This window comes from Microbispora sp. H13382, assembly GCF_014161445.1.
Classification (GTDB): Bacteria; Actinomycetota; Actinomycetes; order Streptosporangiales; family Streptosporangiaceae; genus Microbispora.
This window is the reverse complement of record NZ_JABBXA010000012.1, coordinates 193,234-207,038: the sequence shown is the minus strand read 5'-3', so window position 1 is coordinate 207,038 and position 13,805 is coordinate 193,234. Positions and strand designations below refer to the sequence as shown.

Here is a 13,805-nt window from a genome sequence, read left to right as displayed (position 1 = left end):
GGGGGAGCACGCTGGTGCCGGGAGGCCGTGCCGCTCGACGCCGCGTAAAGTGTGACCAAAATCACATGCTGCGGGAAAGTCCATGTGATCGATGGTCGGGTCAAGGTGTCACCAAACAGGTACCACGAATCGGTTGCGGACCACCCCCCAACACAGGGCAAGCTCATAAGCCGTGAGCTCTGGTCAGCAGTTGAAGGATCGCCCCCGCGCCTCCCGGTCGCGGCGGGGAGGAGACAACGGTTCCGGCCCCGGCCGGCTGACCCTCAAGCGCGTCGCCATCCTCGCCGTCAGCGTGGCCGTGGTCGCGGGCGGCGGGACCTTCCTGTACCGCACCTCGGTGGCGAACAACAGCGCGCCCAAGAAGGTGCTGGAGCCGGACAGCTTCCTCGCCCTCGACCCGAACGCGCCCGACCCCGAGGCCGACATCCTCAAGGAGAACGCGGTCCAGGCGCTGCGCAAGGAGAGGCTGGAGCGGACCCGCGACCGGAAGGGCGGCCTCGACCCGGTCGACATCGTCGAGAAGGCCCCCGGCGGCGGCGGTTTCAACCCGGCCGACTTCCCGCCCGGCTCCACGCCCGACCCGGGCAGCAACAAGGCCGTCGGCAAGGAGATGGCCGCGGCCCGCGGCTGGTCCGGCGCGGAGTGGGGTTGCCTGGAGCGCCTGTGGGACAAGGAGAGCCACTGGAACGAGCGGGCCATGAACCGCTACAGCGGCGCCTACGGGATTCCCCAGTCGCTGCCCGGCAGCAAGATGGCGAGCGCGGGCTCGGACTGGCAGACCAACCCCGCCACGCAGATCAAGTGGGGCCTCGGCTACATCGCCGGCCGCTACAAGACGCCCTGCGGCGCCTGGGCGCACTCCCAGTCCACCGGCTGGTACTAGCTCCTGCCGGTCGAGGCGCCTGATCCGCGAAACTCTGGTCAGGGTTGTTCGACCTTTCGGCAAGCCCGCGCGTCCGGCGGGGGGTCGCACTGCACCCTTGGGCTCATGGGTGTGAAGGTCAGCGTGGTTATGCCCGTGTCCAACCCCGGGCTGTCGAACGACGCCTTCGGCGCGTGTGTGCGTTCGGTGCTGGAGCAGTCGCTGCCGCCGGAAGAGTACGAGGTCATCTTCGCGGACGACGGGTCGACGGACGGGACCCGCAGGCGGCTCGACGCGATCGCCGGGCAGCGCGACAACGTGCGGGTCCTGCACCTCGACCACAGCGGCTCGCCCGCGCGGGGCCGTAACGTCGGCCTGTCGGTGGCGCGCGGCGAGTACGTCTACCTGCTCGGCCAGTACGACAGGCTGGAGCCGCGGGCCCTGGAGGTGATGTACGACAGGGCGGTGGAGACCGACGCCGACGTGCTGATCGGCAGGCTCGCGAGCCAGGGGCCGCCGGCGGCCGCCTTCGCCCGCGACCGGGACCGGGCGGACGTCCTGCGCGACCACCTCCTCGCGCTGCCCACGGCGCACAAGCTGTTCAGCCGCGACTTCCTGGAGACCTGCCAGCTCCGCTTCGCCGACCGGCCGCTGTCCGAGCAGGCCTTCGTGACCAGGGCGTACCTCGCCGCGAAGGTGATCGCCGTGCTGGCCGGCGAGATCTGCTGCCACCTGGCCCCGGCGTCCGCGGGGACGGCGGCGGAGGAGGAGGGGCCGGACGGCGAGGCGCTCTTCGACGGCCTGAACGCCGTCTTCGACGTGGTGGACGCCTACACCGAGCCGGGCTCGCAGCGTGAGCGCATCCACGCCCACTGGTATCGGACGCTCGGGCTGCGCCGGCTTGCGGGCGCGCGCTTCCTCGCGGCCGAGCCGGACGAGCGGATGGTCCTGTTCTCCTTCCTGCGCCGCTTCACCCTCGACCGCTTCCCCGCCGCGCTCGACGTCCACCTGCCCGCGCACCTGCGGGCCCGTACGGCGCTGCTGCGCCAGGACCGTCTCGACGCGCTGGTCGCCCTCGCCGAGGCGTCCCGGGGCACCAGGCTCAGCGCGGAGCTGCGGGAGCTGCGCTGGGACCAGGGCGTGCTGCTGCTCGACCTGAGCGTGGAGATCCTGCGGGCCGGGGGCGCCCCGGTGTGGCTGCGGCAGCGGGACGACCGGCTGCTGTGGGCCCCGCCCCCCTCGGTCGAGGGCCTGCTCGACGGCCTGCTCGACGACGAGGGCGCCGACATGACCGACGCGGTGCGCAGGGCCCGCGTCGAGGTCTGCGTCCGCCACGTGGAGACAGGGGTGGTCCACTCCCTGCCGGTGACCTGCTCGGTGGGCCGCGCCGGCCTGGGCGACCGGGCGGGCGGCGGCCAGGTGCGGGTCTGGGTGAGCGGCCAGGCCCGCCTCGACGCCGGAGCGGCGGCCCTCGGACGGCCGCTGCCGGCCGGGCTGTGGGAGGTCCACGTGCGCATGCGGGGCGTGCAGGCTGGCCGCACCCGGGTGGCGCGGCCCGCACTGCCGATGAGCTGCGCGGGCGCGCTCGCCGGGGAGCCCAGGCGCCTCGTGGTGCCCTGCTGGTCGGAGCACGGCGAGCTGGGCGTGTGCGTGGAGCCGAAGTCGTTTCCCGAGTCGATCGCGCTGGTCTCGTCCCGGGCCACCGTGGCCCGGCAGGAGGGGCACGTCTTCGTCGTCGTGCCCGTGCCGTACGTGCCGCCGAGCGGCGGGCCGCCGGCCGAGCTGGTGCTGCGCGAGCAGGACGGGCGCGGGCGCAGCATGGTCGTGCCCGCGCTGGTCGAGCCGGGCATACCCGGCAGGGTGGCCGGGCAGCTCGTCGCCCGGGTGCCGGTGAGCCGGATCGGCGGGGACGACTGCCTCGGCCCGGGCTCCTGGCGGCCCGCGCTCCGGGTCGACCAGAAGGACGTGGACCTGCTGTTCGGGCTGGCGGTGCGCCGCGGCGGGCAGGTGTCCGTCCTGCCCGCCGGGGCTTCGCCGCAGGCCCCCTCACTGCTGCGGCGCATCGCCGTACGCGTCCTGCGCGACCGCCGATAGCTACCCGCCGGCTATCGGCGCAGGTGCGTGAGCAGCGCCGCGCGGAACTCCTCGGGCTTGTCGAGCTGCGGCCCGTGGCCGGCGCCCTCGATGACCACCTCGCGGTATACGCCGTAGCGGTCCAGGGCGGCCCGCGTCTGGGTCACCATCGGCTGGGCGGGCGTGCCGTCCCAGCCGGGCACGGCGCCGATCGCACCCAGGTGGGCGAGGTCGAACAGCGACGTGTCCGAGACGATCACGTCCTGGTCGCCCCTGATCCACAGGATGGGCGGCTTCGGGTCGATCTCGTGCAGGTCGTCGATCCGGAAGTTGGTCGGCGCGATCGTGTTGAGCACGCCGCGCTTGCCCGGGGCGACGTTCGGCCAGGCGTCCGAGGGCAGGGAGTCGCCCGGGTAGTGGTCGTCGCCGATCCGGGTGGACAGCATCGACTCCACGTACGTGTCCTCCTCCTCGCCCAGGTCGGTGCCGGGGGCGACGTACGTGGCGCGCAGCACGTTCCGGGGCGAGACGGGGGAGTCGGCCGACCGGTCGCCCGCCCGCAGCGCCGCCACGAAGTCGGGGTTGGCCGCGCCGCCGCCGGAGCCGACGCCGTCGGAGCCGGTGAGCACGCCGTCCGGGCCGACGGTGCCGCCGAAGCCGTACGGCGAGACGGGGTTGACCAGCGTCACGCTGCGGGCCGCCGCGGGCCGGTCGCGCAGGGCCTGCATGACGACCCCGCCGCCGAGGCTCCAGCCCACCAGGTGCGCCGGTCCGATCTGGTCGAGCAGCGCCAGCACGTCGTCGGAGTAGTCGCGCACGCCCCGGCTCGCGTCCACCGGCTCGGGGTCGGAGTCGCCGAAGCCGCGCAGGTCGACGGCGTACGGACGGAAGCCCTCCGCCGCGACCGCGGTCATCGTCGGACGCCAGAACGCGCTGGAGGAGACGTTGCCGTGCACGAACAGCACCGGGTCGCCCGATGAGCCGGGGACGGACAGGACGTTCAGGGTCAGCCGGGGCGTGCCGACACGCTCGGCGGATATGGGCAGGGTCATGGTGTCGCTCCCAGTGTGCAGGTGTTCTCGAGGTCGCCCGTGGCCGGCCGGGGCAGGGTGGCGCTCGGGGGCGGCGGCGTGCCCGTGCCGATCCACGCCTCCAGCGCGGTGAACGCGCTGCGGAAGCAGGGCAGCAGGGGCCGCAGGCGGTCGGGGAAGGCCGGATAGAGGCTGTCGACGTGAGTGCCGTCCTCGACGCGGTAGTAGCGCAGCAGCCGGTCGCGGTGCCGGTCGGCGATCATCTTGGCGTAGACGTCCGAATCCTCCCGGATCGGCAGCAGCGCGTCCAGAGTGCCGTGGACGACGATCAGCGGGCGCTTGATCTTCCCCGTGACGCTCACCCGCGCCATCGCCTGCTTCACGGCCGCGGGCCTGGAGGCGTAGTCGTAGTCCGTGTCGCAGCCGGGCGTGCCGGAGGCGCAGAACGGCGTGCCCGCCTCGGCGTCGCCGTCGTAGGTCGGGTCGAACTCCTCACGGAAGACGCGCTGGGTGAAGTCCCAGTAGTACTGGTAGTGGAACGGCCACAGGAAGTCGGACTCGGGGGCGAAGCCCGCCGCCGCGACCCCGGCCGCGTCGCCCTTCGCGTACGCGCGCAGCGCGGGCGGCAGGAACGTCAGCAGGTTGGGCCCGTCGGCGGTGAAGAGCGTGCCCTCCCAGTCGACGCCGCCGTCGAACAGGTCGGGACGGTTCTCGATCTGCCAGCGGACCAGGTAGCCGCCGTTCGACTGGCCGGCCGCGATCGTCGTGCGGGCCGGCCTGCCGTACCGCTGCCGTACGACGGCCTTGGCGGCGACCGCCAGCTCGCTGACCCGGTGGTTCCACTCGGCCACCGCGTCGCCGGGCCGTACGCCGTCACGGTAGAAGTTGACGCCGGTGTTGCCCTTGTCGGTCGCGGCGTACGCGTAGCCCTTGGCCAGCGCCCAGTCGGAGATCGTGAAGTCGTTGGCGTAGGTTTCCCGGTTGCCGGGCGACCCGGCGACGACCAGGCCGCCGTTCCACTGCTGCGGCAGCCGGATCACGAACTGGGCGTCGTGGTTCCAGCCGTGGTTGGTGTTCCCGGTGGAGGTGTCGGGGAAGTAGCCGTCGATCTGCATGCCGGGGACGCCGGTGGGGTTGACGGCGCCCGCCGAGTTGAGTCCCGACCAGTCCGACTGGTCGGTGTGCCCGGAGGCCAGCGTGCCCTTGGTGGTCAGGTCGTCGAGGCACGCGGTGACCTGCTTGGCCGCGCCCGGCACGGTCACGTTCGGGCAGGCGGCGGCCTCGGACGGGACGGCGACGGCTAAGGGGAGCGCCAGCGCCAGGACGGCCAGAGCCCTCATCAGGCCTCCTTCGCGATCGCGGCGGCCTGGGCGGCGCCGGAGGTGGGTTCGATGGCGGACAGGTCGCGGTCGCGGGTCTCCCTGGAGGCGATCACCGCGATCATCGTGAGGACGGCCGCCGCCAGCACGTAAACGGAGATCGGCACGCTCGATCCGTACGCGTCGAGCAGGGCGACCGCGATCAGCGGGGCGACGCCGCCGGCCACGATCGACGCGAGCTGGTAGCCGATGGACACGCCGGAGTAGCGCATCCGGGTGGCGAACAGCTCGGAGAAGAACGCCGCCTGCGGGCCGTACATCGCGCCGTGCAGCACGAGGCCGACGGTCACCGCCACGGTGACCAGGGCGAAGTTCTTGCTGTCGATCAGCGGGAAGAACGCGAACGCCCACAGACCCACTCCGGCCGCGCCGATCAGGTAGACGGGCCGCCGGCCGAGCCGGTCCGACAGCGCGCCCCACAGTGGGATCGTGACGAAGTGGATCGCCGAACCGATCAGCACGGCGTTGAGCACGGTGCCCTTGGGCAGGCCCGCCGTGGTGGTGCCGTAGACCAGCACGAAGGCCGTGATCACGTAGTAGGAGACGTTTTCGGCCATCCGGGCACCCATCGCCACCAGCACGTCGCGCCAGTGGTGGCGCAGCACGCCGAGGATGGGGGCCTTCGGCGCGGGCTCCTGCCGGGCCAGCGCCTCCTGGAACACCGGCGACTCGGCGACCGTGAGCCTGATCCACAGGCCGATCAGCACGAGCACGCCGGACAGCAGGAACGCGATCCGCCAGCCCCAGGCGAGGAACGCCTCGTCCGGCTGCACCGCGGCCAGCAGCGCCAGCACGCCGGTGGCGATCAGGTTGCCGCCGGGAGCGCCTGCCTGCGGCCAGGACGCCCAGAAGCCCCGGTTGCGGGGGTGGCCGTGCTCGGAGACCAGCAGCACCGCGCCGCCCCACTCGCCGCCCAGGGCGAAGCCCTGCACCAGGCGGAGGAGGGTCAGCAGCAGTGGCGCGGCCACGCCCAGGGTGGCGTACGTCGGCAGCAGGCCGATCAGGAACGTCGCGCCGCCCATCATCAGCAGGCTGATGACGAGCAGCCGCTTGCGGCCGAGCCGGTCGCCGTAGTGACCGAAGACCAGCCCGCCGAGGGGCCGGGCGACGAAGCCGACGGCGTAGGTGAGGAACGCGAGGAGCGTGCCGGTCAGCTCGTCGTGGGTGGGGAAGAACAGCTTGTTGAAGACCAGGGCCGCGGCGGAGCCGTAGAGGAAGAAGTCGTACCACTCGATCGTGGTGCCGATCAGGCTGGCCCCGACGACCTTTCCGATCCGGGTGGGTGGGGTGTTTGCCATGGGAACTCCTCCGATGGGGGGTTCCGGCCACCGTACGCAGTGACGGAGGTCACTCCTATGGGGCGCCGCCACACACCTCAGGCATCCGGCATGTGGGTGCGCAGCCGGTGCAGTCGCAGGGCGAGCTGGATCTCCAGCGCGCGCTCGGGCTCCTGCCAGTCCGCGCCGAGCAGCTGTCCCACCCGGTCGAGGCGCTGGGTCACCGTGTTGACGTGGATGTGCAGGGCCTCGGCCGTACGCGACAGCGAGCCGCCCGTGCCGAAATAGGCGTTCAGCGTCTTGACCAGGGCGGTTCCCCGGCGCGCGTCGTAGTCGAGAACCGGCCCGAGCGCGCCGGACAGGAAGCCGGACACCTCGCGCCGCTCGCCCACCAGCAGGCCGACGAAGCCCAGCTCGTCCGCGCTCGCGCCGTCACCCGTACGGCCCAGCGCGACCAGCGCCCCGGCGCAGCGCCGGGCCTCGGCGTAGGCGGCGGCGACCGCCGTCACCGGCCCGGAGGCCGGCGCGGCCCCCGCAGTGGCCGGGCGGCCGAGAGAGGCGCTCAGCTCGGCGGCGACGCGCCGGGCCAGCGCGCCCGGCCGGTCGCCGGGCAGCAGCAGCACGACCTCGTCGCCCCGGGCGGTGGCCAGGCCGTGCGCCAGCGTCGCCTGCGACGACGCCCAGAAGGCGGCGCGCTCCCGCTGCCCGTCGTGCCGCGCCACGACCAGCACGTGCGGCGCGCCGAGGTCGACGCCGAGCCGTCGTGCCCGGTCGTCCAGCCCGCGCAGCTCCGGGCGGGAGACCAGGTCGTCGAGTAGTTCGCCGCGCACCCGCCCCTCCGCCTCGGCCACGCTGCGGCGGAACAGCAGCAGCAGCGCGGTGACGATCGCGGCGCGCTCCAGGATCCGCTGGTCGGTGTCGGACACCGGGTGGTCGGTCCGCAGGACCAGCGTGCACAGCGGCGCCGCGCCGACGTCCACCGAGGCGACGTACGCGCCGCCCCGCTTGACCGTGCGGCCGAGGGCCCGCGACGACTGGGCGGCGTCGAACACGCCTGTGTCGAGATCGCCGGACTCGCCCACGAGAGGGCGGCCCTCCTCGTCCAGCACGGTCAGCCGGCCGCCCAGCACCTCGGTGACGACCGCGGCGACGTCCTCGACCCCGCCGCCGCGCAGCACGAGTCCGGTCATCCGGTCGTGCGCGTCCGCGGCCCGCTCGATCGACTCGCTGTGCGCCCTGATCAGCGTGTTCGCCTCGCTCAGCTCGGCCAGCGCCGCCCGGGTCTCCTGCAGCAGCCGGGCGGTGTCGATGGCGACCGCGGCGTGCGCCGCCAGCGAGCACAGCAGCGCCACCTCCTCCTGCACGAACGGCCTGGCGCTGCGGTTGGCCGCGAACAGCACGCCGATGACCTGCGTGCCGAGCCGCAGCGGCACCCCGAGGATCGCCACCAGGCCCTCCTCGTGCACGGCCACGTCGATCGTGTTCGTGTGCCGGAACCTCGGGTCGGCGAAGTAGTCCGCCGTGTTGTACGGCGTGCCGCTCTGCGCCACCAGCCCGCCCAGCCCGGCGCCCATCGGCAGCCGCAGCCGCCGGAAGCTGGCCGAGATCGACCCGTCGGTCACCCGCATGTAGGTGTCGCCGCGCTCGGGGTCGTTCAGCGTCATGTACGCGATGTCGGTGGCGAGCAGCTGCCTGGCCCGGTGCACGATGGCCTCCAGCACCGCGTCGAGGTCGCGCAGCCCGGCCAGGTCGCTCGCGGTGTCGAACAGCGCCGACAGCTCCGCCTCGCGCTTGGCCCGCCGGCGCAGCGCGGCCCGCACCTGCAGTGCGGCGACCTTGGCCCGCTCCAGCTCCTCCAGCGTGGCGGAGTCGGCCCCGGCCGCCCTGGCCTGCAGGATCGGCCCCTCGAACTCGACCGCCGACGCCTCCCGGGCGAGCAGGTCGAGGTACGCGTAGGCGCCGTCCGTCTTTCTCGGGGCCTTCGGGGTCAGCGCGCGCTCCATCCTCCGTCGATGGGGATCGAGACGCCGGTGACGAACGATCCCCGCGGCCCGCACAGGTAGGCCACCACCTCGGCCACCTCGTCCGGCTCGATCAGCCGCTTGATCGCCGCCGGGGCGAGCATGATCTGCTCCACCACCTCGTCCTCGCTGATCCCGTGGGTGCGCGCCTGGTCGGCGATCTGGTTCTCCACCAGCGGCGTGCGCACGTAGGCGGGGTTGACGCAGTTGGAGGTCACGCCGTGCGGCGCCCCTTCGAGGGCGATCACCTTCGACAGGCCCTCCAGCGCGTGCTTGGCCGTGACATAGGCCGACTTGTACGGCGAGGCGCGCAGGCCGTGCACCGAGGAGATGTTGACGATCCGGCCCCAGCCGCGCTCGTACATGCCGGGCAGCACGGCCCGCACGAGCAGGAACGGCGCCTCGACCATCACCCGCATGATCTTGCTGAAGATCTCGGGCGGGAACTCCTCGATCGGGGCGACGTGCTGGAACCCCGCGTTGTTCACCACGATGTCGGCGTGCAGGCGGGTGTCCGGCGAGAGCGGGAGCTGGCCTCGCCAGGCGACCAGGAACTCCGGGTCGGACAGGTCGACGGCCACCGGCGTACCGCCGATCTCGGCCGCCACCTTGCCCGCGGCCTCGGCGTTCATGTCGGCGACGACGACGTGCGCGCCCTCGGCGGCCAGGCGCCGGGCACACGCCCGGCCGATGCCGCTCCCCGCGCCGGTGACGAGGGCCGTACGCCCTTCAAGGCTCATGACGCCTCACGATAGAAAGCGCGCCGCTGCCAGCACATGGCGGTGGGCGACATAGATGCCTGCCTTCCTATGTGGGGCGGGTCATGGACAGCACGTCCAGTGCCCGGTCGAGCTGCTCCTCGGTCAGCGTGCCGTTCGCCACGTGGCCGCGCTCGATCACGACCTCCCTGATCGTCTTGCGCTCCTTCAACGCCTGCTTGGCGATCTTGGCTGCCTCCTCGTATCCCACGTACCGGTTCAGTGGGGTGACGATCGACGGCGACGACTCGGCGTACTCGCGCAGGCGGTCCACGTTGGCGGTGATCCCGGCGACGCACCGGTCGGCGAGCAGTCGCGACACGCCGGCCAGCAGCCGGATCGACTCCAGCACGTTGCGGGCCATCACCGGCAGCATCACGTTGAGCTCGAACGATCCCGAGGCCCCGCCCATCGTGACGGCGGCGTCGTTGCCCACGACCTGCGCGGCCACCATCGTGACGGCCTCCGGGATCACGGGGTTGACCTTTCCCGGCATGATCGACGAGCCGGGCTGGAGGTCGGGGAGGTTGATCTCGCCCAGTCCGGCGCGCGGGCCCGACCCCATCCACCGCAGGTCGTTGGCGATCTTGCTGAGCGAGACGGCGATCACCTTGAGCATGCCCGACAGCTCGACCAGCCCGTCACGCGCGCCCTGCGCCTCGAAGTGGTCCCTCGCCTCGGTGAACGGCAGGCCGGTCGTCCGGCTCAGCTCGGCGATCACGGCCTGCGCCCAGCCGGGGCCGGGCACGTTCACCCCGGTGCCCACGGCCGTGCCGCCCAGGGGCAGCTCGGCCAGGCGCGGCAGCGCGGCCTGGAGCCGTTCGATGCCCAGCTCGATCTGGGTGGAGTAGCCGCCGAACTCCTGGCCGAGCGTGACCGGCGTGGCGTCCATGAGGTGGGTGCGGCCCGACTTCACCACGTCGGCGAACTCGATGGACTTCTCCTCCAGCGCGGTCGCCAGATGCTCCAGTGCGGGCGTCAGCTCGTGCACCACGGCGTACGTCGCCGCGACGTGGATCGAGGACGGGAAGACGTCGTTGGACGACTGGGCGGCGTTGACGTGGTCGTTGGGATGGACGGGCTGCCCGAGCCGCTCCTGGGCGAGCGTGGCGACCACCTCGTTCATGTTCATGTTGGACGAGGTGCCCGAGCCGGTCTGGAACACGTCCACGGGAAACTGGTCGTCCCAACTGCCTTCGGCGACCTCGCCGGCGGCCTCCTGGATCGCCTGTGCCATGTCTTCGCCGAGCACGCCGTACTCGGCGTTGACCTTCGCGCAGGCGGCCTTGATCCGGGCGAGCGCGGCGATGTGCGCGGGCTCCAGCCCCCGGCCGGACACGGGGAAGTTCTCCACCGCCCGCTGCGTCTGCGCCCGCCACTTGGCGCGGGCGGGCACCCGGACCTCGCCCATGGAGTCGTGCTCGATGCGGAATTCGTCCATGTCTCAGTCCTTCAGCCCGTCCCTAATCGCATCGTTCCTGCCCGGATCCGCGCCGTCCGAACGGTCGGTCTCGAGCACCGCGTCGGGCAGCTCCGACCCTGTCGCCTCCCGGAAGGCCGCCGCGACTGCGTCCGGATCGTGTCGATATGCCCAGTGGAGCTGGGTGAGGATCGCCTCAACCAAGTCCCGCACTCCTCCGGTGAGTCGCCACGCCTCGGCCAGGTGCCGGGCGCGGTCCCCATAGTCGGCGAAGAGTTCTGCGACGAAGCGGTGGTCGTCCGCCAGAATCAGCTGCTCAGCGGCCTCGGCCAAGCTGTCCGCCAAAGGGTCGCAAAGGAAGTACGCCACGTCGAGCGTCCCCTCGTTCGGCGGATACCACTGCTGCCCCTTGGTCCACCGCTGAAGCAATCCGATCCGCCGTTCCCCGGTGTCGCCGACATAGCGCACGAACAGGCCGGCCGGGCTGTCCCTGTCGATCTCAAATCCCAGGGACAGACCGCTGAAGGCGTCGTTGCTCAGGCGTGAGTGCCATAGCGCCGCCAAGCGATACCAGGGAATGCCGGGATGCTCGTCATCGGGGAACAGCGTGCTGCCCGTGATCCCGTCGGCGGAGAGGGAGGCGAGGATCACCAGGTTGGCCGTGTAGTAGGCGTACCGCGTGATGAAGGTGGACCGTTTGGGCTGGTAGCCGGGGTAACTATCGCCGGTGCGGGTCTCGGCGGCGTGCAGCAGGCGGACGAGCAGGTCGACGGTGGGCTCGCGGTCGAGGGCGGGCAGCAGGTCGCGGAGGAATTCCACGATCGGCTGCCGTTCGGTCAGCACCGAGAACGACAGCAGCGAGTAGAGGAGCCCGTCGTCCGGCTGTGGGCGGCCGAGGAACGGATCGCCCGCGGTGGCGATCTCGCGGGTGACCATGCGGCGCAGGACGTCGCGGGTCATCCGCGCGATCAGGTACTCGCCGAAGGTGGCGTGCAGGAACTCGTATGTCTGCAGCGAGGCGTGATCGCGGACGGCGGACGCCTGGTGGACGAAGAAGAACTTCCCGATCACCTTGTCCGCCTGCGACAAGGGCGTCTGGAAGCTCGTTGTCTGACTCGGGGGCGCCGGGAGCAGCGCGGCCAGGTCGCCGTTGAGGTCGTCGGTCGTGACCCACTGCCTGCCCCGGTTGAACATCGCGAACGCCGCGACGGCCAGCGTGCGCAGTTCCATCTCCACAGCCTGGACGGCCTGGGAATCCGGGAGCCCCGGCTGGTGCTTGTCCACCTCCCGGCGGGCGAAGCGGGTCAGCAGCCGCTCGTACAGCTCGGCCTGGCTGAGCCCGGTCTCGCCGCGCTGGAGGGGGTTTCCGTCGGCGTCGTACAGCGCGAGCATCAGCAGCAGCAGCGGCTGCGACGCCAGCTGACCCTGCGCCAGCGCCGTCTCCGGCGGCAGGGGTCTCAGGCCTTGAGCGGTGAAGTAGTCCTGGTTCGCGGCGTTCCACACCGTCAGCCAGCGGCGGACCTGCTCCTCCTTGAAGGGTTCCAGCCGGATCGTCAGGCACCCGGGCGGGAAGCGCATCCGGTCGGCGACCGCCGTCCGGGTGGTCACGAGCACCACCGCCGGCCGGCCCAGCTCCGCCTCCCGGAGCTGGAATTCGACCACCTTGGTCAGATAGTCGGACCGGTGGATTCCGGTGGCCTGGAGCAGCTCGTCCAGCCCGTCGAGCATGACGACCGGCAGCGCGCCGTCCGCCGACCTCGTCAGCTCCGGCCAGCTGACGTGCTCGCCGGTCGCGTCCAGGACCGCGGCCTCGATCTGCTCCTGGATCGTCCCGTCGGCCGGCACCTCCCGCAGCGGCACCCGCACCGGAAGGAAGTCGCCGTCGGGGAGACGACCGGCCAGGATCTTGGTGAGCACCGACTTGCCCGCGCCGGGCTGGCCGAGCACGACCAGCGGCATCCTGGCCGCCTCGGGTGAGGTGAGGTAATGGGCCAGGAAGCCGGCGATGTCGTCGCTCGGCTCCGCCTTGTCCCACCACCACTCCGCGCTCGGATCGGCCTGCTCGCCGTACTCGGCCAGCCGGAAGTCCGGGTTCACGTACGCGTCGACGAGCGTGGGCATGCGCATGCCGGAGGGGGCCTCGCCGGACTGCGCGATCGGGCGGTGCAACAGGGCCCGGTGGGCGCGCGACAGCGTGTGCCGGTGCTCCGGGGTCCTTGTCCGCGCGGCGACCTGAGTGAGCAGCGACTCCAGCTCGCCCAGGCCGGTGGCGACCCGCTGCCGGTCGATCATCTGCTGCCACAGCGCGAACTCGGGGACGTCCAGGGCCAGCCGCCGGTGCAGTTCCTCGTACTTCCGGCGGGCGGCCTCGGGCAGCTCCTCCTCGATCGCCGCCTTGGCGCGCGCCCACTCGGTCGCGTTCAGCCGGTCACGGACCGCCAGCTTCACGATGAACCCGGTCAGCGCCGATCCGAGCGTGCGGTAGTACGCGTCGATCGAGTCGACCATTTCCGCATAGGAGTGGCCGGCCCGGAAGCCCGCCGGCTCGATCGCCTTCAGTCTGTCGACGAATGATCCCTCAACCGCGCCGGACCCTGCCAGCGTCGCCTGCTCGTCCCCGGTGATGCGCAGTTCCTTGGGATCGAACGGCAGGGACAGCTCGCCGAGGGCCTCGAAGAACGCCGCGACGACGAGAACGGTCTGGGCCGCCTCCAGCCGGGCCGTGCGGTCGTACCGGTTCAGGCCGGTCAGCCGGTCGCGGAGCCTGCCGCTCGCCTCGCCCGCCAGCCGTACGGCCTCGTCCTTGACGTCGAGCAGGGACAGCACCGGCACGGCCCCGGCGAGGGTGCCGGTGAGGACCTTCGCCACCGTGCTCTCCTGGCCGAGCAGGCGGACGGCGTCGGCGTAGCTGATCCCTTTGCGCACCGGTCACTCCAGGGGGAAACCGAACGTATTCGTGACCTTGCTAGCAGTGTCCGGGCGCC

General features: G+C 72.1%; 9 protein-coding genes. 2 read left to right on the top strand and 7 right to left on the bottom strand.

All coding sequences use genetic code 11. The features are described from left to right. Nucleotides 1-172: 172 nt before the first annotated feature. Nucleotides 173-883: a lytic transglycosylase domain-containing protein gene (locus HHX41_RS40880; protein WP_182907808.1), complete on the top strand. Its 711-nt coding sequence runs from the start codon at nt 173-175 to the stop codon at nt 881-883. Between the two features lie 105 nt (nt 884-988). After that, nucleotides 989-2,956 carry a glycosyltransferase family 2 protein gene (locus tag HHX41_RS24045; protein ID WP_169983408.1) on the top strand — a complete coding sequence of 656 codons (1,968 nt, stop codon included), beginning with the start codon at nt 989-991 and terminating at the stop codon, nt 2,954-2,956. An 11-nt stretch (nt 2,957-2,967) separates the two neighbouring features. On the opposite strand, the gene HHX41_RS24040 is transcribed toward HHX41_RS24045, so the two are convergent. From HHX41_RS24040 to HHX41_RS24010, 7 genes are all read right to left on the bottom strand, one after another. After that, a complete protein-coding gene (locus tag HHX41_RS24040) occupies nt 2,968-3,987 on the bottom strand; it encodes an alpha/beta fold hydrolase (RefSeq protein WP_182907807.1) in 1,020 nt (339 codons plus the stop codon). Next, entirely contained in the window at nt 3,984-5,306 is a 1,323-nt protein-coding gene (locus HHX41_RS24035; RefSeq protein ID WP_182907806.1) for a 3-hydroxybutyrate oligomer hydrolase family protein, read from the bottom strand. The genes HHX41_RS24040 and HHX41_RS24035 overlap by 4 nt, the downstream gene beginning before the upstream one ends. Continuing rightward, a complete protein-coding gene (locus HHX41_RS24030) occupies nt 5,306-6,643 on the bottom strand; it encodes an MFS transporter (RefSeq protein ID WP_182907805.1) in 1,338 nt (445 codons plus the stop codon). Before HHX41_RS24030 ends, HHX41_RS24035 begins: the two co-directional genes overlap by 1 nt. A gap of 77 nt (nt 6,644-6,720) precedes the next feature. Continuing rightward, complete coding sequence (locus tag HHX41_RS24025; protein ID WP_182907804.1) at nt 6,721-8,625, bottom strand: helix-turn-helix domain-containing protein; 1,905 nt, start codon at nt 8,623-8,625, stop codon at nt 6,721-6,723. After that, nucleotides 8,610-9,383: a 3-hydroxybutyrate dehydrogenase gene (locus HHX41_RS24020; protein ID WP_182907803.1), complete on the bottom strand. Its 774-nt coding sequence runs from the start codon at nt 9,381-9,383 to the stop codon at nt 8,610-8,612. Before HHX41_RS24020 ends, HHX41_RS24025 begins: the two co-directional genes overlap by 16 nt. Nucleotides 9,384-9,450: 67 nt before the next feature. Next, the gene (locus HHX41_RS24015) at nt 9,451-10,842 is read right to left on the bottom strand and encodes an aspartate ammonia-lyase (protein WP_169983402.1); all 1,392 of its coding nucleotides are present in this window, start codon (nt 10,840-10,842) and stop codon (nt 9,451-9,453) included. Between the two features lie 3 nt (nt 10,843-10,845). After that, entirely contained in the window at nt 10,846-13,746 is a 2,901-nt protein-coding gene (locus HHX41_RS24010; protein WP_182907802.1) for an NACHT domain-containing NTPase, read from the bottom strand. Nucleotides 13,747-13,805: the final 59 nt, after the last annotated feature.